The organism is Lysobacter sp. 22409 (assembly GCF_052045105.1).
GTDB classification, from domain to species: Bacteria; Pseudomonadota; Gammaproteobacteria; order Xanthomonadales; family Xanthomonadaceae; genus Lysobacter; species Lysobacter antibioticus_B.
Genome location: NZ_JBQEOE010000011.1, coordinates 68,076 through 87,843, shown reverse-complemented (window position 1 = coordinate 87,843; position 19,768 = coordinate 68,076). Strand labels below are relative to the sequence as shown.

Annotated in this window: 17 protein-coding genes and 1 tRNA gene; 9 read left to right on the top strand and 9 right to left on the bottom strand. The window is 68.0% G+C overall.

Annotation, left to right across the window (positions count from 1 at the left end):
* Window positions 1-528: 528 nt before the first annotated feature.
* The 5 genes from ppx to ACTJJK_RS08030 all read right to left on the bottom strand — a co-directional run bounded on the left by ppx (window position 529) and on the right by ACTJJK_RS08030 (window position 8,488).
* A complete protein-coding gene (gene ppx, locus ACTJJK_RS08050; protein WP_031373564.1) occupies window positions 529-2,058 on the bottom strand; it encodes an exopolyphosphatase in 1,530 nt (509 codons plus the stop codon).
* Between the two features lie 15 nt (window positions 2,059-2,073).
* Window positions 2,074-4,158: a polyphosphate kinase 1 gene (gene ppk1, locus ACTJJK_RS08045; protein ID WP_440729948.1), complete on the bottom strand. Its 2,085-nt coding sequence runs from the start codon at window positions 4,156-4,158 to the stop codon at window positions 2,074-2,076.
* 18 nt (window positions 4,159-4,176) lie between these two features.
* Entirely contained in the window at window positions 4,177-5,535 is a 1,359-nt protein-coding gene (gene phoR / locus ACTJJK_RS08040; protein WP_408950488.1) for a phosphate regulon sensor histidine kinase PhoR, read from the bottom strand.
* Window positions 5,536-5,544: 9 nt separating this feature from the next.
* Window positions 5,545-6,252, bottom strand: coding sequence for a phosphate regulon transcriptional regulator PhoB (gene phoB / locus ACTJJK_RS08035; RefSeq protein WP_031373561.1), 708 nt, complete (start codon window positions 6,250-6,252; stop codon window positions 5,545-5,547).
* 529 nt (window positions 6,253-6,781) lie between these two features.
* Window positions 6,782-8,488, bottom strand: coding sequence for a M48 family metalloprotease (locus tag ACTJJK_RS08030; RefSeq protein WP_081931220.1), 1,707 nt, complete (start codon window positions 8,486-8,488; stop codon window positions 6,782-6,784).
* A 254-nt stretch (window positions 8,489-8,742) separates the two neighbouring features.
* Between ACTJJK_RS08030 and grxC the strand changes: the two genes are divergently transcribed.
* The 5 genes from grxC to ACTJJK_RS08005 all read left to right on the top strand — a co-directional run bounded on the left by grxC (window position 8,743) and on the right by ACTJJK_RS08005 (window position 13,058).
* Entirely contained in the window at window positions 8,743-9,033 is a 291-nt protein-coding gene (gene grxC / locus ACTJJK_RS08025) for a glutaredoxin 3 (protein WP_031373559.1), read from the top strand.
* Between the two features lie 238 nt (window positions 9,034-9,271).
* Window positions 9,272-9,607 (top strand): carboxymuconolactone decarboxylase family protein, encoded by a 336-nt coding sequence (locus ACTJJK_RS08020; RefSeq protein WP_082639039.1) that lies wholly within the window; start codon window positions 9,272-9,274, stop codon window positions 9,605-9,607.
* A gap of 313 nt (window positions 9,608-9,920) precedes the next feature.
* Window positions 9,921-10,934 carry an isocitrate dehydrogenase gene (locus tag ACTJJK_RS08015; protein WP_031373557.1) on the top strand — a complete coding sequence of 338 codons (1,014 nt, stop codon included), beginning with the start codon at window positions 9,921-9,923 and terminating at the stop codon, window positions 10,932-10,934.
* A gap of 233 nt (window positions 10,935-11,167) precedes the next feature.
* On the top strand, window positions 11,168-11,404 hold the full coding sequence (locus ACTJJK_RS08010; RefSeq protein ID WP_408950484.1) for a hypothetical protein: 237 nt from the start codon (window positions 11,168-11,170) through the stop codon (window positions 11,402-11,404).
* A gap of 304 nt (window positions 11,405-11,708) precedes the next feature.
* Window positions 11,709-13,058 (top strand): Na+/H+ antiporter NhaC family protein, encoded by a 1,350-nt coding sequence (locus tag ACTJJK_RS08005; protein ID WP_440729947.1) that lies wholly within the window; start codon window positions 11,709-11,711, stop codon window positions 13,056-13,058.
* A 188-nt stretch (window positions 13,059-13,246) separates the two neighbouring features.
* Here the strand turns inward: ACTJJK_RS08005 and ACTJJK_RS08000 are convergent, their stop codons facing one another.
* On the bottom strand, window positions 13,247-14,485 hold the full coding sequence (locus ACTJJK_RS08000) for a lytic transglycosylase domain-containing protein (protein WP_223621703.1): 1,239 nt from the start codon (window positions 14,483-14,485) through the stop codon (window positions 13,247-13,249).
* A 29-nt stretch (window positions 14,486-14,514) separates the two neighbouring features.
* The gene (gloB, locus tag ACTJJK_RS07995) at window positions 14,515-15,300 is read right to left on the bottom strand and encodes a hydroxyacylglutathione hydrolase (RefSeq protein ID WP_031373553.1); all 786 of its coding nucleotides are present in this window, start codon (window positions 15,298-15,300) and stop codon (window positions 14,515-14,517) included.
* Window positions 15,301-15,487: 187 nt separating this feature from the next.
* Here gloB and ACTJJK_RS07990 point away from each other — a divergent pair, with 187 nt between their 5' ends.
* The 3 genes from ACTJJK_RS07990 (at window position 15,488) to dnaQ (ending at window position 17,543) form a co-directional block, all read left to right on the top strand.
* Window positions 15,488-16,198 (top strand): methyltransferase domain-containing protein, encoded by a 711-nt coding sequence (locus tag ACTJJK_RS07990; protein WP_440729946.1) that lies wholly within the window; start codon window positions 15,488-15,490, stop codon window positions 16,196-16,198.
* A 30-nt stretch (window positions 16,199-16,228) separates the two neighbouring features.
* The gene (gene rnhA, locus ACTJJK_RS07985; RefSeq protein ID WP_031373551.1) at window positions 16,229-16,699 is read left to right on the top strand and encodes a ribonuclease HI; all 471 of its coding nucleotides are present in this window, start codon (window positions 16,229-16,231) and stop codon (window positions 16,697-16,699) included.
* Window positions 16,700-16,805: 106 nt separating this feature from the next.
* Complete coding sequence (gene dnaQ, locus ACTJJK_RS07980; RefSeq protein WP_223621658.1) at window positions 16,806-17,543, top strand: DNA polymerase III subunit epsilon; 738 nt, start codon at window positions 16,806-16,808, stop codon at window positions 17,541-17,543.
* 402 nt (window positions 17,544-17,945) lie between these two features.
* On the opposite strand, the gene ACTJJK_RS07975 is transcribed toward dnaQ, so the two are convergent.
* Window positions 17,946-18,650 carry a PP2C family protein-serine/threonine phosphatase gene (locus ACTJJK_RS07975; RefSeq protein WP_031373549.1) on the bottom strand — a complete coding sequence of 235 codons (705 nt, stop codon included), beginning with the start codon at window positions 18,648-18,650 and terminating at the stop codon, window positions 17,946-17,948.
* Between the two features lie 472 nt (window positions 18,651-19,122).
* Window positions 19,123-19,213, bottom strand: a tRNA-Ser gene (locus ACTJJK_RS07970).
* A gap of 140 nt (window positions 19,214-19,353) precedes the next feature.
* Here ACTJJK_RS07970 and ACTJJK_RS07965 point away from each other — a divergent pair.
* Window positions 19,354-19,761, top strand: coding sequence for a DUF6165 family protein (locus ACTJJK_RS07965; RefSeq protein WP_031373548.1), 408 nt, complete (start codon window positions 19,354-19,356; stop codon window positions 19,759-19,761).
* Window positions 19,762-19,768: the final 7 nt, after the last annotated feature.

Here is a 19,768-nt window from a genome sequence, read left to right as displayed (position 1 = left end):
CGCCGCCTCGATCATTGGCGGCGGCTATGCAGTCTCTGCGCGTCCCATGGTCGCGGCTAACGCCGCTCCTACAGTGGCTGTACCGTTGAGGGAGCGATTTCCGACGGCCTTGCTGTTGCTATGCCATCGCGATCGCCATTGCTGTTGCTGTGCGCGGCTTCGCACTTGCGAAGGCAATCGAAGACCCGAAGGGCGGCCTGCATGGATGCAGGCCGTTTTTCATCGAGACAGGGATGTCTCGTATGAAAAATCCCTGCGTCGGCATCGCTCGTGCGGGCCTGTGATTCAAAGAAAAGCATTTTTCTTTGGTTACCTTTCTTTTGTTGCTTATGACAAAAGAAAGTAACCCGCCGCTTTAGTGGCGGAAGCTTTATGCGTTTGATCTTGATCTTGCTTGAGAGAAACGCAGCAAACCCGAAACAGCGCGGTCGCGGCTTGCGCCGCTCCTACCCGGCGACGATGCGCCGCTTCGACGCGCAGCGTCGGCGTCGCTACCTCTGCGCGCGCTGACGCGGCAGGCGGAACCCGTCAAACCCCCAGCAGCTTCAACGAAATCCCCAACCCCGCCATATCCTGCGGCTCGCCTTCCAGGTCGGCGTGGATCAGCGGGCGCGATTCGAGCCAGCGGCGGGACACGGTCAGGGTCAGGGTGTTGCCGTCGCCGTGGGCGTCGAGCTGCGGGATCGGGTCGGATTCGTGGGCGCGGTGCAGCAGCACCGCCAGGCGCAGCAAGGCCGAGCTGCGGCGCACCGCCGACAGCAGGCGGTCGGGCAGGGCGTCGAAGGCGGACTTGGGGATGCCGCGCCGGTGGGTGCGTACCAGGGCGGCGAGGAACTGCTGCTGCTGGCGCGAGAAGCCGGAGATGTCGGAGTTCTCGATCACGTACGAGCTGTGCACGTGGTACTGGCTGTGGGCGATGGCCAGGCCGAGTTCGTGCAGGCGCGCGGCGCGCTGCAGCATCAGGCGGTCGTCGGCGTCCAGGCGCCAGCTTTCGGCGACCTGGTCGAACAGGCGCAGCAGGGTCGCTTCGACGCGCGCGGACTGCTGCTCGTCGATGCCGTAGCGGTTGACCATGGCCTTGACCGCGGCATCGCGCGGGTCGTCGGCGCCGCCGCGGCCGAGCATGTCGTAGAGCACGCCCTCGCGCATCGCGGCCTTGCTGATCGCCATGCGTTGCAGGCCGAGCACGTTGAAGGCGGCTTCAAGGATCAGGATGCCGCCGGCGATGATCGGGCGGCGGTCGGCCGACAGGCCGGGCAGGTCGATCTCGTCGATGCGGTCGGCCTGGAGCAGGCGGTCGCGCAAGTGCGGCAGGGCGTCGGCGATCACCGCGCCCTTGGTCAGTTTCATCGCCGCACAGATCTCGCCGATGGCCTTGTTGGTGCCGGACGCGCCCAGGGCCTCGTGCCAGCCCAGCGAGCGGTAGGTGCCGGCGAATTGCTGGAATTCGGCCGAGACCTCGGTCAGCGCATCGCGCCATTTCTTCTTCGACAGCTTGCCGTTCTCGAAGAAGCGACGGGTGGTGGCGACGCAGCCGACTTGCAGGCTTTCGCGTTCGATCGCCTCGAAGCCGCTGCCGATGATGCATTCGGTCGAGCCACCGCCGATGTCGATGACCAGGCGGCGTTCGCCGGGCTTGGACGGCTGCGCGTGGGCGACGCCGAGGTAGATCAGGCGGGCTTCTTCGCGGCCGGACACGACTTCGATGGCGTGGCCGAGCGCGGATTCGGCCGGCATCAGGAAGGCCTGCGGCGCGGCCAGGCGGCGCACGGTGTTGGTGGCGAGGGCGCGCACGCGCTGCGGCGGCACGTCGCGGATGCGCTGGCCGAAGCGCGACAGGCAGTCCAGCGCGCGCTGGCGCACCTCAGGGGCGAGGCCGCCCTTGCGGTCCAGGCCTTCGGCCAGGCGCACGGTCTCGCGCAGGCGGTCGACGGTGCGCAGCTGCCCGAGTACGTAGCGGGCGACCACCATGTGGAAACTGTTCGACCCCAGGTCGACGGCGGCGAGCAGGTCGCCGTCCTGGAGCGGCAGGCGGGTGGTCGGGAAAATGTTGTTCATGTGCGGGATTTTCGTTTATCCGCACAACTTGGCCAACAGGGTCGCCTGTGCCGAGTGGGGCATTGCGCCTTCCTCGGGTACGACGCGCAAATATTGACCGCTGGCTTGCAGCTCCCAGGCGTTGAGGTTGTCGGCCAGGTAATTCGACAGCGCCTCGTCGTAGACGCGGGCGCGCAGGTCGTGGTCGAGGATCGGGAAACCGGTCTCGACCCGGCGCAGCAGGTTGCGTTCGAGCCAGTCGGCGCTGGAGCAGAACAGGTCCGGGGCGCCGTCGTTGGCGAACCAATAGACCCGGTGGTGCTCGAGGAAGCGGCCGACGATGGAGCGCACGCGAATATTGTCGGAGATGCCCTCGACGCCCGGACGCAGGGTGCAGGCGCCGCGCACGATCAGTTCGATCTGCACGCCGGCCTGCGAGGCCTGGTACAGCGCGCGGATCACCTGCGGCTCGTTCAAGGCGTTCATCTTGGCGACGATGCGTGCCGGTTTGCCGGAGCGGGCGTGCTTGGTTTCGCGGTCGATGCGCTTGAGCACGCCGGCGTGCAGGGTGAACGGCGATTGCAGCAGGCACTTGAGCTTGAGCGACGGCGCCAGCCCGGACAGCTGCTGGAAGATCAGGTGCACATCGTTGCCGATGTCGGGATCGGCGGTGATCAGGCCGAAGTCGGTGTAGGCGCGTGCGGTGCCGCTGTGGTAGTTGCCGGTGCCCAGATGCACGTAGCGGCGCAGCTTACGGCCCTCGCGGCGCACGATCAGCAGCATCTTGGCGTGGGTCTTGTAGCCGACCACGCCGTACACGACCTGCACGCCGGCCTCCTGCAGGCGGTCGGCGAGGCCCAGGTTGGCCTCTTCGTCGAAGCGCGCGCGCAGCTCGACCACCACGGTGACGTCCTTGCCGTTGCGCGCGGCCTGGACCAGTTGCTCGACGATCGGCGAATCCTTGCCGGCGCGGTACAGGGTCTGCTTGATCGCGAGCACGTGCGGGTCTTCGGCGGCCTGGCGGATCAGCTCCAGCACCGGCGAGAACGCATCGAAGGGGTGGTGCAGCAGCACGTCGCCGTCGGCGACGGTGTCGAACATGCTGTCCACGCCCGGCAACACGCGCTGCTGGTAGGCCGGGAATTTCAGCTCGGGGCGCTGGACCAGGTCGTACACCTGGATCACCCGGTTGAGGTTGACCGGGCCGTTGATGCGGTAGACCGCATTCTCGGGCAGGTCGAAATTCTCCAGCAGGGTGCGCACGATCGGCTTGGGGCACTGCTCGGCGATTTCCAACCGCACCGCGCGCAGATAACCGCGGCCGATCAGCTCGTCGCGCAGGGCCAGGGCGATGTTGTCGACCTCTTCCTCGTCGACCAGCAGCTCGGAATTGCGGGTGACGCGGAACTGATACGCGCCCTTGACCTCCATGCCCGGGAACAGCTCGTCGACGAAGGTCGACAGCACCGAGGACAGGAACACGAAGTCGTGCTTGCCGCCGGAGACGTTCTCGGGCAATTGAATGATGCGCGGCAGCGAGCGCGGCGCGCGCACGATGGCCAGGTTGCCGGCGCGGCCGAACGCGTCCTTGCCTTTCAGCACGACGACGATGTTGAGCGACTTGTTGAGGATCTTCGGAAACGGATGCGCCGGATCCAGCCCGAGCGGCGACAGCACCGGCATGATCTCGTCGCGGAAGTAGGCGCGCAGCCAGCGGGTCTGGCGCGCGTTCCAGGAGTTGCGGCCGAGCACGCGCACGCCGGCGTCGCTGAGCGCCGGGCGCAGCACGTCGTTCCAGCACTCGTACTGCGACTTGACCAGTTCGGCGGCGCGGTCGTGGATGCGCGCCAGCACGGTGGCCGGGGCCAGGCCGTCCGGGCCCGGCGCCAGGCCCAGGTCCTGGGCGTGACGCATGGTGCCGGCGCGGATCTCGAAGAACTCGTCGAGATTGGTGCAGGAAATGCACAGGTACTTCAGGCGCTCCAGCAACGGCACCTGCGCGTCCTGGGCCTGCGCCAGGACGCGGAAATTGAAATCCAGCTGGGACAGTTCGCGATTGAAGTACAGGGCGCTGTCGCGCAGCGGATCGGTGTCGAGCGGGGTGTCCGTCATCGCATTCATGGCGCTGCTGCAGATTTCCTAAGGCAGTACGTCGGGGAGAGTATCGGCGAATGCATCGTGATAGGCGTCGCGGCGGCGGATCCGGTCGATGCCGAAGTGACAGGCGAAGGTGCTGCCGCGGCCGACTTCGCTGGCGATCTCCAGCCGCGCCTGGTGCAGGTTCAGCACGTGCTTGACGATCGACAGGCCGAGGCCGGTGCCGCCGCTCTCGCGCGAGCGGCTGGTCGAGACGCGGTAAAAGCGCTCGGTGATGCGCGGCAGGTGCGCGGCCGGGATGCCGTAGCCGCTGTCGACCACTTCCAGCACCGCGCCGCGGGCGATGCCGCTGCTTTCGGGGCGGAAGCGGATGCGGATCGTGCCGCCGGCCGGGGTGTAGCGGATCGCATTGCTGACCAGGTTGGAGAACGCGCTGTGCAGTTCCTTGTTGGAACCGAACAGGTCGACCCCGGCCAGGTCGTCCATCGCGATCTCGTGCCGTCCCTGGCTCAGCGCATTGGCTTCGCGCTTGAGCGTGGACAGCATCGAGGCCATCGCGACGATTTCCTCGGCCGGCAGGCTGTCCTGCGACTCCAGCCGCGAGAGGGTCAACAGGTCTTCGACCAACTGGGTCATGCGCTGCGACTGGCGCTGCATCTCGGCCAGCATCGGCGCCCAGTCCGGGTGTTCTTCCGGGTCCAGCAGGTCCAGATAACCGTGCACCACGGTCAGCGGCGTGCGCAGTTCGTGCGAGACGTTGGCGACGAAGTCGCGGCGCATCTGCTCGAGTTGCAGCAGGCGGCTGACGTCGCGCGCGACCAGCAGCCACAGGTTTTCCGAGTACGGGATCAGGCGCAGGCTCAGGGTGATCGCCGGGTTCCACGGCGAGGCCGCTTCCAGCGGCTCGGCGTTGCGGCCGGAGGCCAGCCAATGCGCGAGCTGCAGCGGCTGCAGGCGTTGCACCACCGGCGCGCCGATGTCGCGCGGGTAGCGTAGGCCGAACAAACCGGTGGCGGCCTCGTTGAACCATTGGATGCGCTGGCTGTTGCGTTCGACCACGACGATGGCGTCGGGCATCGCCGCGGCGGCGGCGCGATAGGCGCGCAGCATTTCGATCAGGCGCCGCTTGCGGCCGCGCATTTCGGCCTGGCTGCGGTGCAGCAGGCGGTCGAGTTCGTTCCAGATGCCTTCGCCGAGCGGCGGGGTGAGGCGCTGGCGTGCGGTCAGGCGGATCAGCACCCGGCGCAGCCGCCAGTAATGCCAGGCGACGACGCCGAGCGCGGCGAACGTGACGACCGGCCAGGGATGGCCGATCAGCACGCCGAGCACGGCGGCGCCGACCAGGATCAGGGCGAGCTGACCGAGGGTGCGGAACCAGGCGGAGCGTGCGCGGGGAGGCATACCTCCAGCTTACGCGGCGAGCGAGGCGGAAAAACGATACCCCGCGCCGCGTACGGTCTGGACCATGCCGTCGAGGTGATGCGGCTCCAAGGTCTTGCGCAGGCGGCGGATGTGCACGTCGACCGTGCGCTCTTCGACATAGACGCTGCCGCCCCAGACGTGATCGAGCAACTGGGTGCGCGAGTAGACGCGTTCGGGGTGGGTCATGAAGAAATGCAGCAACCGGTATTCGGTCGGGCCGATCTGCACCGGCTGGTCGCCGCCTTCGCCGTGGGCGAAGACGCGGTGGGCGGCGCCGTCGATGCGCAGCGGGCCGACGCCGACGCTGCCGTCCTCGTCGTCTTCGCGCGAGCGCCGCAGCACGGCGCGGATGCGGGCCAGCAGTTCGCGCGCCGAAAAGGGTTTCACCACGTAGTCGTCGACCCCGGCTTCGAGGCCGCCGACGCGGTCGTTCTCTTCGCCGCGCGCGGTCAGCATGATGATCGGGATCTCGCGGGTCAGCGATTCCTTGCGCCAGCGCCGGGCCAGTTCCAGGCCGCTGGTGCCCGGGAGCATCCAGTCGAGCAGGATCAGGTCGGGCACGCGGTCGGCGATGGCGGCCTGGGCCTCGCGGGCATCGCCGGCATGGACCGGGTCGTATTCGCCCTTGCGCAGGGCAAAGGACACCATGTCGCGGATGGCGGGTTCGTCTTCGACTATCAAGATGCGCTTCTGCACACGGTCACCGAGGGGGAGGCGGGGAGGGCTCGTCCTTGAAACGGCGCCAGTACACTACCGTTTTATGACTACTCCATGACAAGGCCCCAGCTGCATTGTCGGCTTTGTGATGCGCCGCGCTTCCCCAGCGCGTTTTCGCGAGATTCGGGCCAAACGGGGCTTACGCTGGATTGGCGGCGCTTTCGCCGCCGTTGCCGCCGTAATGCGCGACGCTGGAGTTTGGCGTTCAGATGACATCGCGATGGCAGGGGGCCGATCGATGGTCGCCATGTGGCGAACGGGCGACGCTGCCGTGGCGGCCGCGTGGCGGTGCCGCTGCGCGATGCTGGCCCTTGGCCGCGGACTCGAACTCGCCGTCTTCGGCAAAGCCGGCGACCCCTGGCATATGACGGGCCGATTCCTTGGCGCAGCACTGAAACTCGCCCCCTTTGACAAAGGGGGCGGCGCCCCGAGCCGGCCCGAAGCCTGGCCTGGACCGGCGGCGCGGGGGATTTGCCGTTGCCGTTGCCTTCTGCGGACCCAGGCAGGCCTAGCGCCGCTTGAGATCCTCGTCGCGCACACCTTGGCGCTTGAGTTCCAGCACGGTCGGGGTGATCGCGGCGATGCGGGCCTCGATGCGGGCACGGGCGTAATAGTCGAGGTCCGGATTGCGCTTGAGCGTATTCAGCTGGACCAGGGCCTGCTCAGGACGGCCGCGCAGATAAGCGGCCTCGGCATAGGCTTCGCCGGCCCGGATCGAGTCGCCGGCGATCTCGCAGGCGCGGGCGAACAACTGCTGCAGCAGCGGGTCGTCGCCGCCCTGGCCGAACAGCGGCCGCAGCACGGCCTGGGCGCGCTGGCCGCCGGCCGGGGTGTTGCGGTCGGTCAGGACCTTGGCATAACCCAGGGCGATGGCGCGGTTGTTCGGGGTCTGGCGCAGCAGCGCTTCGAAGCGGGCGTCGGCCGCGGCGGTCTTGCCGGTCTGGGCCTCGGCTTCGGCCAAGGCCAGACTCAGCCAGACCTGGCCGGGGTGCTTCTGCAGCAATTCGTTCAACACCGGCACGGCCGCGCCGGACTGGTTGGAGCGCATCCGCGCCAGCGCCATGCCGTAGCGACGGGCGTCGCTGTCGCCGCCGAGGCGCTCGTACTCGCGCACCGCTTCGCGCGGCGAGACCGCGCTGAGCACGCGCAGGCGCTCACGGGCGAACTCGAACACGCCGGTGCTGCCCGAGTTCAGCGACTGGTCGAGCAGTTTCAGCCCGCTCGGCAACAAGGGGTTGTCGGTGCCGCTGGCGTTGTCGGGCAGGGTGAACGGCGCCTTCGGGATGCGTTCGACCCGGGTTGCGTTCGGCGTCGCGGTGACCGCGGTCAGGCTGTTCCTGCCGGCGATCTGCTCGGCACGTTCCTTGGCTTCGCCGATGCGCGTGGTGGTGACCGGGTGGGTCATCAGGTAATCGGGGGTCTCGCCGTACCAGTTGGCGGCGTTGCTGCGCGAAACGACCTGCATGCGGGCGAAGAAGTCGGCCATCGCGGTCGGGTCGTAGTGGCTGCGAGACAGGGTCTGGATGCCGATCCGGTCGGCCTCGGATTCGTTGGAGCGGGTGTAGTTGATCTGGCGCTGCTGCATCAGGCCCAGGCCCGAGGTGATCGCGGCCATGGTCGCGTCGTCGGTCGAATTGGAACCTGCGCTCTGCGCGGCCACGATCGCGCCGAGCATCGCCAGCAGGATCGGCAACTGATCGCGCTGGGCGCGTTCGACCCCGCGCAGCACGTGCTGCTGGGTGACGTGGGCGACTTCGTGCGAGATCACCGCGGCGACCTCGTCCTCGCGTTCGGCGGTCAGCACCAGGCCGGAGTTGACGCCGATATAGCCGCCGAGGGTGGCGAAGGCGTTGATCTGGCGCTCGCGCAGCATGAAGAAGGTGAAAGGCTGGGTCGGCTTGTCGCTGTTGGCGGCGAGGCGGGTGCCGAGCGTGTCGAGCCAACTGTCGATCAGCGGGTCTTCGAGCAGATAGTCGTAATGGCGCAGCTGCGCCAGCATCATCGCGCCGTACTGGCGCTGCTTGGCCGGCGTCAGCAGTTCCGCCGCCGAGGAGCCGATGTCGGGCAGCTTGGATTCCTGCGCGCTCGCGCAGACGCTGCCGAGGGCGAGGGTGACAGCGGCGGTGAGCAGGGCGATGCGGCGCAAGCGGTGAGTCCTCGGGAGCAGACGGATGATGGCGGGCGGATGGCGGGCTTGCGAAAGCCGGCGGGGCATTCGCGGCGGATGCATGGCAGGATGCCGCCCGGGCGGTGGGACGGCGTGAATGCGTCGTTAACTCAGGGGTTCAACGTCCGATCGGTGCATTCGGGGTCGTCCCGGGACGTTGCGGTGAGGGTGAGCACCAGACCCGACGCTGGCGTACTGAGTAGCGCGGGACTGCGTTCCATCGACGAACTTTAAACTCCCCGCTGCCGTAGCCATATTCGACCGCAAGACCTTCCCAGAGTTCAGGCAGCAGGAGAACCGTTTTGAGCGACACCGCCCCCCAACCGCCGTCGATCGTGATCTATACCACCGCGATCTGCCCGTATTGCGTCGCCGCGAAGAATTTCCTCAAGAGCAAGGGCCAGGAGTGGACCGAGGTCCGCATCGACCTGGATCCGGCCGAGCGCGAGAAGATGATGGCGCTGACCAAGCGCACCAGCGTGCCGCAGATCTTCATCGGGCAGACCCACGTCGGCGGTTACGACGACATGATCGCCCTGCATCGCGCCGGCGGCCTGGAGCCGCTGCTGGAGGGGGTGAGCGGGCGCGCTTAAGCGGCACTGCCGCTTGCGTCCGCGAACGCCCGGCCATGGATGGCCGGGCCGGACGATCCGCAGCCGAATGGCAGCGCCAGGGACGGCAAGGACGTAACCCACCATCGAAGGAACTTGTGTGAGCAATGATCGTAACGACGACAGCGCGTCGTCGAACCAGACCGCCACGAACGAAAGCGACCGAGTAGCCCCGAGCGAAAGCGACCGAGTGGCCGAGTTCACCGCGTTCCGCAAGCGCATGAACGAACGCATCCTGGCCGAACCGAACCAGGTCGTGCGGCGTTTCTTCGCCCTGGATACGCAGACCTACCAGCCCGGCGCGCTCGACCTGAAGACCAAGGAACTGCTCGGCCTGGTCGCCTCGATGGTGCTGCGTTGCGACGACTGCATCAGCTACCACGTCGCCCAATGCAAGGACGCCGGGGTCAATCGCGACGAGATGTTCGAAGCGTTCTCGGTCGGCCTGGTGGTCGGCGGCTCGATCGTGATCCCGCATCTGCGCCGCGCGGTGGATTTCCTCGACAAGCTCGAACAGGGCGAGGCCGCCGCGCCGGCCGGCCACGACCACGGCTGAGCGCGTCGCTGCCCCTGTAGGAGCGGCGTGAGCCGCGACCGCGCGCTCCCGGTTGCGTCGTCAGCGAGAGCTCGCGGTCGCGGCTTGCGCCGCGCCTACCCTCGAAACCGCTGAAGCGGGCCGGCCACTTAGCTGAACGCGGGGCCGCTGCGCCGAATCGCACCGCCGGCTGCGCCGAATCGGGCCGATCGCCGCCCCCGACCAAGGTCCAGTACTCCCCCGAATGCAGCGGGGGGCCGCTTCCGGCATAATTACGGGGCTCACACCTCGTGCGCCGCGCCGCTTGCGCCGCGCCCTACAGCTGGAAATCCTCATGACGCAAACCATTACGGTCATCCGTGGCGACGGCATCGGCCCCGAGATCATGGACGCCACCCTGCACGTGCTCGACACGATGAACCTGGGCCTGTCCTACGAATTCGCCGATGCCGGCCTGGTCGCGCTGGAAAAGCACGGCGAGCTGCTGCCGGCGGCGACGATGGACTCGATCCGCAAGAACCGCATCGCCCTCAAGAGCCCGCTGACCACGCCGGTCGGCGAAGGCTTCAGCTCGATCAACGTCGAGCTGCGCAAGCGCTTCGACCTGTACGCCAACGTGCGTCCGGCCAAGTCGTTCCCGAACACCAAGTCGCGTTTCCCCTCGGGCGTGGACCTGATCACGGTGCGCGAGAACACCGAAGGCGCCTACATCGGCGAAGGCCAGTCGCTGTCGGAAGACGGCGAGACCGCGATGCTGACCCAGAAGATCACCCGTCGCGGCTCCGAGCGCATCGTGCGCTACGCCTTCGACCTGGCGCGCCGCACCGGCCGCAAGAAGGTCACCGTGGTGCACAAGGCCAACATCCTCAAGTCGACCTCGGGCCTGTTCCTGAAGACCGCGCGCGAAGTGGCGCAGCAGTATCCGGACATCCAGTGCAACGAGATGATCGTGGACAACACCTGCATGCAGCTGGTGATGCGTCCGGAGCAGTTCGACATCATCGTCACCACCAACCTGTTCGGCGACATCATCTCCGACCTGTGCGCCGGCCTGGTGGGCGGTCTCGGCCTGGCGCCGGGCGCCAACATCGGCACCGACGCGGCGATCTTCGAAGCCGTGCACGGCTCGGCCCCGGACATCGCCGGCAAGGGCATCGCCAACCCCTGCGCCCTGCTGCTCGGCGCGGCGCAGATGCTCGATCACCTCGGCCAGCCGGAAAAGGCGACCGCGCTGCGCGAGGCGATCATCGCCACGCTCGAAGCCAAGGATTCGCTGACTCCGGACCTGGGCGGCGAAGGCAACACGATGTCGTTCGCCAAGGCCATCGCGAGCCGTATCGCGGCGTAAGCGCCCGGCCATCGCGAGACCTCTGCAGGGCGCCTTCGGGCGCCCTGTTTCGTTTTTGCGAAGCGCCTCTCGCCTGGGGGAGGCGCGCGCCGCGTAAGCCTGCGCTAGGCTCGGGCGGCTTTCGGCAGGACGCCGTCGCCTGTCCGAAGCGGGTTCGTCCGTGTGCGTGAGCGCAACAGCGCTCGGCCGCGCGGCCCTCCATCCCGGCGGCTGGATTCGCATCGAGGAAGGTCATGAAGATCAGGACGATGAAGGGCAAGGCAATTGCGTTCGCAGCGCTCGTGTCGATGGGGGCGGTCGGTACCGTCGCCGCGTACCCCGCGCCGGGTACGTGCACGGCCGCCAATCAAGGCCAACGGGTGACGGAACGGTCTTGGGATGGCAGCTCGCGGATCTATCTGTGCGACGAAGGGGTCTGGCAGACCTATGCGATCTGCGACAACCGCGGACGTTGCATCATCGTGATCTGAGGCCTGGCGGCATGGCTGGGCCATGCAGGATCGCGAGCCACGGCCATAGCGATACTTTCGGCGGGGCGCCTTCGGGCGCCCCGTTGCGTTTGAGCATGCGCCGGCGGCGGCCGGGAGCGGTTGCTTGCCGTCGCGGGAGCGGGCTTGGCGGCCGCTTGTAGCAGGGGAGAGGTGGGGTAAGGGCAAGCCAGACCTCCGCGCTCCCGCTAGCATGGCCCCGACGCAGCATTCCACCGCCAGCACTCGACAAGCGTGATGCTGCGCTGCAAAATCGCCAGGTTTTCTAATCCATTCGGATGAAGCGATGAATCAACCGCTCCGCCCCGGCGCTCCGCTGTCTCCCAGTGCCTGGGCGCTGACGCCGCTGCTGGTGTTCCTGGCCCTGTTCTTCGGGGCCGGGCTGTATTTCACTTCGCACGGCGACGCCATGGGCTTCTACCAGTTGCACGCGCCGGTCGCGATCCTGCCGGCGCTCGCGCTGGCTGCGTTCATCGCCTGGCGGCGCGAGATCAAGCCGCTGGACACCCTGCTGTCGGGCATGGGCGATCACAACGTCGTGCTGATGTGCCTGATCTTTCTGCTCGCCGGTGGCTTCGTCGAAGTGTCCAAGGCGATCGGCGCGGTCGACGCGATCGTCGCCCTCGGCGTCGGCAACGTGCATCCGGCTTTGCTGCTGCCGGCGCTGTTCGTGGTCGCCGGTTTCATTTCGCTGTCGCTCGGCACCTCGATGGGCACGATCGCCGCGGTCGCGCCGATCGCGCTCGGCGTGTCCGACGCTTCCGGCCTGGATCGCGCGCTGGTGCTCGGCGCGGTGATCGGCGGCGCCACCTTCGGCGACAACCTGTCGGTGATTTCCGACACCGCGATCGTCGCCAGCCGCACCCAGGGCTGCACGATGCGGGAGAAATTCCGCGAGAACTTCAAGCTGGCGCTGCCGGCGGCGATCGGCACCCTGGTGCTGCTCGGCTTTCTCGGCGAAACCGCGCCGGTGACCACGCCCGACGCGGTGTCGCCGTGGTTGATCCTGCCGTACTTGGTGGTGCTCGGCCTGGCCATCGCCGGGGTCGACGTGATCATCGTGCTGAGCATCGGCCTGGTCATCGCCGGCTTGTTCGGCGTGTTCCTGGCCGAGGATTTCGGCTTCGCCGCCTACACCGCGCACATCTGGGACGGCTTCGAGAGCATGGTCGAAATCACCCTGCTTTCGTTGCTGGTCGGCGGCCTCGGCGCCTTGATGAAAGCCGCCGGCGGCCTGGCCTGGCTGGCGCAGGTGATCGGCAAGTTCGCGCGCGGCCATCGCAGCCGCCGTGCCGGCGAGATCAGCATCGCCGCGTTGTCGGCGACCAGCGACGTGTTCACCGCCAACAACACGGTCGCGATCCTGATCAGCGGGGGGCTTGCCCGCGACGTCGCTCAGCAGCACGGCGTGCCGCCGGCGCGCGCGGCGAGTGTGCTCGACATCTTCGCCTGCGTGACCCAGGGCGTATTGCCGTACGGCGCGCAGATCCTGCTCGCCGCATCCTTGAGCCAGGTCTCGCCGCTGGCCTTGGTCGGCAACGTCCACTACAGCTGGCTGCTCGGTGGTATCACTTTGCTGTCCATGCTGTGGCCGTCGCGCCGGCGCAACGAAGCCGACGCCACCGCGGCAACGTAAACCATCCGACCGATCCCGCCGCGCGCTCAGCGCAGGCGCTTCGACAGAGCCCGGCATGTCCGGGCTCTGTGCGTTCTGGTGCCTGCAGATCGAATGGCGGAAGCGAGTGTGTTCGTGCGGAACGAGCGATGGAGGGCTAGGGCGATGTCTCTACGAAACGCCCTGGTCCCGCGCGATGCCTATGTCGATCAGTCGCCGCCGTTCGGCGCATCGATCAACAAGGCCTGGCCGGGTTTGAGCACGGCCTTGGCGTTCAAGCCGTTGCGCTTGAGCAGGTCGGCGACGCGGATGCGGTAGCGCTTGGCGATGGTCCAGGCGTTGTCGCCGCGGCCGACGGTGTGGCGACGCGGGCTGGCGTTCGCGGCGGGTTCGTCGTTCTTGGCGACGGCGACTTCGGCCGAACCGGTGGTGACGGTGTCGGCGGCGGTTTCGCCCGCCTTGGTGCGGGTGCTCGGCGGCGATTCGATGGCGGCGATGGCCAGGTCGGCTGCGACCGGAGCGGGCGCGTTCGCCGCGCCCGCGGCGACAGCGAGCAGCGGTGCGCGGCGGGTGCTGACGCGGCCGATCGAGCCGTTGGCGAAGACTGGGTTGAGACGCCGCAATTGCGCCGCGTCCTGGCCGGTGCGCGCGGCCCAGCCGTCGATGTCGCCGACTTCGGACGGCAGCGTCACCGCCTGCAGATGCGGCACCGGGCGATCCAGGGCCTGCAGCCATTCCTCGCGGTCGTCGGCTTGTTCCATCAGGCACGACAGCGCATGCAGTTTGCGCACGTAGGCCTGGGTGATGTCCGACAGGCCCGCAAGCTGGTCGGGGCGGGCATTGGCCGCGGTCTGGCCGTTGCGCTTGAGCGCGTTGAGGATGCGGTACTCGCCGGCGTTGTAGGCCATCACCGCCAGACGCCAGTCGCCGCCGAACATGCCGTGCAGGGTCTTGAGATAACGCACCGCGGCCTGGGTCGAATCGACCGGCGACAAGCGGCCGTCGTAACCCTCGCGCATCGGTACGCGATGGTTGCGTGCGGTCAGGGCGATCATCTGCCACAGCCCGGCGGGGCCGGCGGCACTGCGCGCGCCGGGGCGGTAACCGCTCTCGACGAAGGGGATCAGCGCGTATTCGGTCGGCAGGTGCGCTTCGCGCAAGGCGTCGACCACGTAGCCGAACAGCGGCAGCAGGTCGTCGTCGGAGCGGGCCAGGCGCTTGGGCGCGGTGGCGAAGTGTTGGCGCCAGCGCGTGCTTACGCCCGGCTCGCAGCTCGGGTCGGCGAGGCCGTCGCGGAAACGCTGGTAGATGTCGCGGCCGTTGCGGGTCGGTCCCGAAGGCGCGTCGGCCTTGGCGGGGGTGGGCTTGGCTGCGGGGGCTTCGGCGGCCCCGACCGGCGCGGCGCAGGCCGCGCTCAGCCACAGCGCGGCGAGCAGGGCGGCACGCAGCGGCGCGCGCCGCCTGGCGTCGGCCCGCTTCAAGCGCGGAACCCGTCTTTCCAACGCCGCAACTCGGCGAAGGCCTGGACTTCGTCCTCGGGCGGGTGGCCCAGGCGCGAGGTGATCGAGCGCAGCACGCCGGCTTCGCGGGTGCGCAGGAAGGGGTTGGTTGCGCGCTCGTCGAGGAGGCTGCTGGGAACGGTGGGACGACCGGCGTTGCGCATGGCCTGAGCCTGTTCTATGCGGCGCCGCAGCGCCGGGTTGTCGGGTTCCACCACGCTCGCGAAGGCGGCGTTGGACAGGGTGTATTCGTGACCGCAACAGACCCGGGTCTCGTCCGGCAGGGCCGCCAGGCGGGTCAGCGAGACCAGCATCTGGGCGGCGGTACCTTCGAACAGGCGCCCACAGCCCAGGCTGAACAAGGTGTCGCCGCTGAACAACAGGCGCTCGTCGCCATGGGCGCCGCGGTCCAGGTAATAGGCGATGTGGCTGCGGGTGTGGCCCGGCACCGCCATGACATCGAGGGTCCAGCCGGCGACGTGCAGCTTCACGCCCTCGTCGACCCGGGCGGTCGCGCTGAGGATGCGTTCGTCGTCGGGGGCGAACACCGGGATCTCCGGCCAGCGCTCGCGCAGGGCGGCGGTGCCGCCGATGTGGTCGTCGTGGTGGTGGGTCAGCAAGATCCCGACCGGGCGCAGACCATGTGCGGCCGCGGCCATCACCGGTGCGGCGTCGCCGGGGTCGACGATCAGCGCCGATTCGTCGTCGCCCGACAGGGCCCAGATGTAGTTGTCGCTGAGGGCGGGCAGGGCGAGCAACCGCATCGTCGGTCTCCTGGCGGGCGCGGGCGGGACGGACCGCTTCGCGGGCTGGGTGGGGCCGGGTGGGCCCCGGGCAGGGCTGGATAACGATTTGCCTGACGCCGCCCCGGGGGCGCACAGTCGGGGTATTCGCAAGCCCCGTGCCGTCCTGGCCCGATGCCTTCCGAGACTCCTGTCGAGAACCGCGACCATGCCCGCCCTGTCCCACGGCCGTCAACCCGACCCCGCCCCCGACTGTCCGCTCAACTGGTTCGGCGAGGTGGTCGGGCAAGGGCTGCTCGAGGTCGAGGCCGCGGCCATGTCCCGGGTGCTCGCGGCCAGCCCGACCTTGCCCTGGGCCTGGTTCGGCGTCGCCGCCGCGTCGCCGCCCGGCGGCCGGCGCGGGCTGGCGCTGCGGCGCAGCCCCAAGGGCTTCGACGGCGCGGTGCGCTGCCGCCTGCCGTTGCCGCTGGCCAGCGAGGCGTTCGGCGCGGTGCTGCTGCAGCACGTGTTCGACGACGGCGCCGACCCGCAGCCGCTGCTCAGCGAGTGCGCGCGGATCCTCGCACCCGGCGGCCGGCTATGGTTGGCGACCCTCAACCCCTGGAGCCCGTACCGCCTGCGCTGGGCCGGCAGCGGCCTGCGCGCGCGCGATGCCGGCCATTGGCAGGCGATGCTGCGCGCCTCGGGTTTCGGCGCCGATGCGGTCAGCCTGCAATGGCTGGGCCCGCGCTGGCGGGTCGCCCATGGCGAGGCCGGCGTCGGCGCTGTCGACGTGGTGCGGGCTGGGGTGGCGCTGACCCTGACCAAGCGTGTGCATGCCGCGATCGGGCCGATGCGGGTGCAGCAACTGCGCTGGCAGACCGGCCTGGTGCCGCGCGACGTGCATCGCGGCTCCGCTCGCGGCGCGCAAAGGCGATAATGCCCGGCTGTCGTATAGAGAAGCCGTTGCGTGAGCGAATCCAGTCAAGACGCCGAAAAGATCGTAGAAATCCACACCGACGGCGCTTGCCTCGGCAACCCCGGCCCGGGCGGCTGGGCGGCACTGCTGCGCTATAAGGGCCGCGAGCGCGAACTCGCCGGCGGCGAGCCCGACACCACCAACAACCGCATGGAGCTGATGGGCGCGATCATGGGCCTGGAAGCGCTGAGCGAGCCGTGCAAGGTGGTGCTGACCACCGACTCGCAGTACGTGCGCAAGGGCATCACCGAATGGATCGGCAACTGGGTCCGGCGCGGTTGGAAGACCGCCGGCGGCGATCCGGTCAAGAACCGCGACCTGTGGGAGCGCCTGCACGTCGCGAGCCGGCGCCATGCGATCGAGTGGAAATGGGTCAAGGGCCACTCCGGCAACCCGGACAACGAGCGCGTCGACGTGCTGGCGCGGGTGCAGGCGGAGCGCTTGCGGGCCTATCGGCCCTGAAGACAGGAGTGAGTGGATAGGAGTGAGGAGTGAGCGAAAGCGAGCTGCCGCTTCGTTCATGCTCACTCCTCACTTCTCCCCGCTCACTCCCCATTAGAATCCCCCGATGCGTCAAATCATCCTAGATACCGAAACCACCGGCCTGAGCTGGGAACGCGGCAACCGCGTGGTCGAAATCGGCTGCGTCGAATTCGTCGAACGCCGCCCGACCGGCCGCACCTATCACCAGTACATCAAGCCCGATTGCGACTTCGAGGCCGGCGCCCAGGAAGTCACCGGCCTGAGCCTGGAAATCCTGGCCGACAAGCCGCCGTTCGAACAGATCGTCGACGAGTTCCTCGCCTTCATCGAAGGCGCCGAAGTGATCATCCACAACGCCGCGTTCGACGTCGGCTTCCTCGACAACGAACTGTCGCGTTGCGGGCCGCAGTACGGCAAGTTGCGCGACCGCGTCACTATCGAAGACTCGCTGCTGCTCGCGCGCCAGCGTTTCCCCGGCCAGCGCAACTCGCTCGACGCCTTGTGCAAACGCCTCGGCGTCGACAACTCGCACCGCCAATTACACGGCGCCTTGCTCGACGCCCAGTTGCTGGGCGAGGTCTACATCGGCCTGACCTCGGGCCAGGAAGAGATCGGGTTCGGCGACCCCGGCGCGGCCGCGGCCAGGCTCGAACAGGCCAGCTTCCAGATCGACGTCAGCGCCCCGCGCCCGCGCGTGATCGTGTTGCCGGCCGAACTCGCCGCCCACGAAGCGCGCCTGGAAAAGCTGCGCAAGAAAGCCGGCAAATGCATCTGGGATCTGGCGATGCCGCCGGTCGAGGTCGCGCAGGCCGTCGAGGCCTGAGCGCAAGCATCGCGATGCCCATCGGGCATCTCCAGCGACCTGCGATCCGCAGTGGCGTAACTACCCGGCCGTCATCCCCGCGAAGGCGGGGATCCGGAGACTTCAGCGTTTTGGCTGCAAGCGTTCGGGATGCCTTGCTTGTACAACCAGCAGTGCGTCATACCCGCAGACGCGGTGATGGGGCGCTGTGAACCCCTGGCCGGGTGCCTTCGGAGTCACGTCGCGATAGAGCCCTGGGTTCCCGCCTGCGCGGGAACGACGGGGGCGATAGCGCGGCATTCCTGGATGACGAACTGGAGCGACTCCTGCCGCGCAAGCCAGGCAGTGCGAATCGCAGGTTTGGAATTAATTGGAAAATTTTGACCTTGCGTAAGGTCGGCGCGGCCCAAGGCCGCGACGCCCTCAGTGGCTGCGCACCAGCACCACGGTCACATTGTCCGAGCCGCCGCCGTCGAGCGCCGCGGCGACCAGCGAATCCACGCATTCCTGCGCGCTGCAGTCGTTGTGTGCCAGCACCCGGGCGATGCTGCGGTCGTCGACCTCTTCGGTCAGGCCGTCGCTGCACAACAGCAACTGCATGCCCGGGCGCAGTTCGCCGTTCATGGTCTCGACGTTGAGGTTGCGCGGGTCGGTCACGCCCAGAGCCTGGGTGACGACGTTGCGGTGCGGGTGGCTGCGTGCCTGTTCGTGGGTGATCGCGCCGTTGGCGATCAGCTCCTGGACGTAGCTGTGGTCCTGCGACAACTGGGCCAGATGGCCGTCGCGCCACAGGTAGACCCGGCTGTCGCCGACCCAGGCCACTTCGAAGCGGTTGCCGTTGATGCGGGCCGCGACCACGGTCGTGCCCATCGGCAGGGCGTCGTTGCGCCGGCGCGAGGTGCGGATGATCTCTTCGTCGGCGATGCGGATGGCCTGCGCCAGCGGGGCGCCGTTGCGGACCTCGCGGACGATGGCCTCGCGCGCCAGCGCGCTGGCGACCTCGCCGTACTCGTGCCCGCCCATGCCGTCGGCGACCAGCCACAGGCCGAGTTCGCTGTCACCGTAATAGGTGTCTTCGTTGAGTTCGCGGCGCAGGCCGACATGCGTGAGGTGTCCGAATTCGATCATCTGTCGGTCGTGCCGCTCGCAGTTGTCGGGTTTGCCAATGCTGAAAACGCAATCATCGCGATCAAGCGGCCGCGTAGCAAGAAAGCGTGATCCGTGTTCGGCTTTCATGCCCGAGCATGGATGAAGGCCGCGTGTGGATCGGATCGGTAGAGACGGTGGTGGCGCAAGGCATCGACGGTGGCTCCTGCGCGAGTGGGACGAAGCAAGCTGGAGCGTGGCCCACGTCGGCCAAACGGCTCATGAAGCACCGGCTTCACACACTGGACGAGCGAACGCGGCCGTTGTGAAAACCCTCGCCCTGAGTCGCTGACGATGGCGGCCGTGCCGATGACCGGTTATGCGAGGCGGGGCGGAGCGCAACTTTCGGTTTCGATCGGACCGATCCCGTACCGGGCCACGCGGGCATCGCCACATCGGCCGGACCGGGGCCCAAAAACAAAACGGGCCCCGAAGAGCCCGTTCTGTCTGTATCTGGCGGAGAGGGGGGGATTCGAACCCCCGGTACGCTATAAACGTACGCCTGATTTCGAGTCAGGTACATTCAACCACTCTGCCACCTCTCCGGGTGCAGTGAGCCGAGAATGATACGGGCTGAAGCATCCGCCGACAAGGCTTGTCGTGATCGCCGCGTCGACGCCTCCCGGGGCCGGGGAGGGCAGGGCTACACTAGCGGCCTTCTTTCGCAACGAAACGGCTGCGCGACATGTCCGAAATCCTGGTCCCGGTGTCCTTTGGCGAATTGCTCGACAAGATCGCGATCCTGCAGATCAAGTCCGAGCGCATGACCGACGAGGCCAAGCTGGCCAACGTCCGCAACGAGCTCAGCGCGCTCGAGCAGACCTGGATGGCCCACCCGGCCGCCGGTGGCGACGTGGTCCGCCTGCGTGCCGAGCTGAAGGCCGTCAACGAGCGCCTGTGGGTGATCGAGGACGACATCCGCATCAAGGAAAAGCGCCAGGAGTTCGATGCCGAGTTCATCCGCCTGGCGCGCTCGGTCTACATCGAGAACGACGTGCGGGCACGGGTCAAGAAGGACATCAACCTGGCCCTGGGCTCGACCTACGTCGAAGAGAAGTCCTACCAGGACTACGGCCCCGGCCTGGTCGGCTGAGCGGGCG

Coding starts and splice junctions, on each gene's coding strand:
- ppx (WP_031373564.1), bottom strand. CDS start 2,058: ATGAACAACATTTTCCCGACCACCCGCCTGCCGCTCCAGGACGGCGAC.
- ppk1 (WP_440729948.1), bottom strand. CDS start 4,158: ATGAATGCGATGACGGACACCCCGCTCGACACCGATCCGCTGCGCGAC.
- phoR (WP_408950488.1), bottom strand. CDS start 5,535: ATGCCTCCCCGCGCACGCTCCGCCTGGTTCCGCACCCTCGGTCAGCTC.
- ACTJJK_RS08030 (WP_081931220.1), bottom strand. CDS start 8,488: ATGCCCCGCCGGCTTTCGCAAGCCCGCCATCCGCCCGCCATCATCCGT.
- ACTJJK_RS08020 (WP_082639039.1), top strand. CDS start 9,272: ATGAACGAACGCATCCTGGCCGAACCGAACCAGGTCGTGCGGCGTTTC.
- ACTJJK_RS08015 (WP_031373557.1), top strand. CDS start 9,921: ATGACGCAAACCATTACGGTCATCCGTGGCGACGGCATCGGCCCCGAG.
- ACTJJK_RS08010 (WP_408950484.1), top strand. CDS start 11,168: ATGAAGATCAGGACGATGAAGGGCAAGGCAATTGCGTTCGCAGCGCTC.
- ACTJJK_RS08005 (WP_440729947.1), top strand. CDS start 11,709: ATGAATCAACCGCTCCGCCCCGGCGCTCCGCTGTCTCCCAGTGCCTGG.
- gloB (WP_031373553.1), bottom strand. CDS start 15,300: ATGCGGTTGCTCGCCCTGCCCGCCCTCAGCGACAACTACATCTGGGCC.
- ACTJJK_RS07990 (WP_440729946.1), top strand. CDS start 15,488: ATGCCCGCCCTGTCCCACGGCCGTCAACCCGACCCCGCCCCCGACTGT.
- dnaQ (WP_223621658.1), top strand. CDS start 16,806: ATGCGTCAAATCATCCTAGATACCGAAACCACCGGCCTGAGCTGGGAA.
- ACTJJK_RS07975 (WP_031373549.1), bottom strand. CDS start 18,650: ATGATCGAATTCGGACACCTCACGCATGTCGGCCTGCGCCGCGAACTC.
- ACTJJK_RS07965 (WP_031373548.1), top strand. CDS start 19,354: ATGTCCGAAATCCTGGTCCCGGTGTCCTTTGGCGAATTGCTCGACAAG.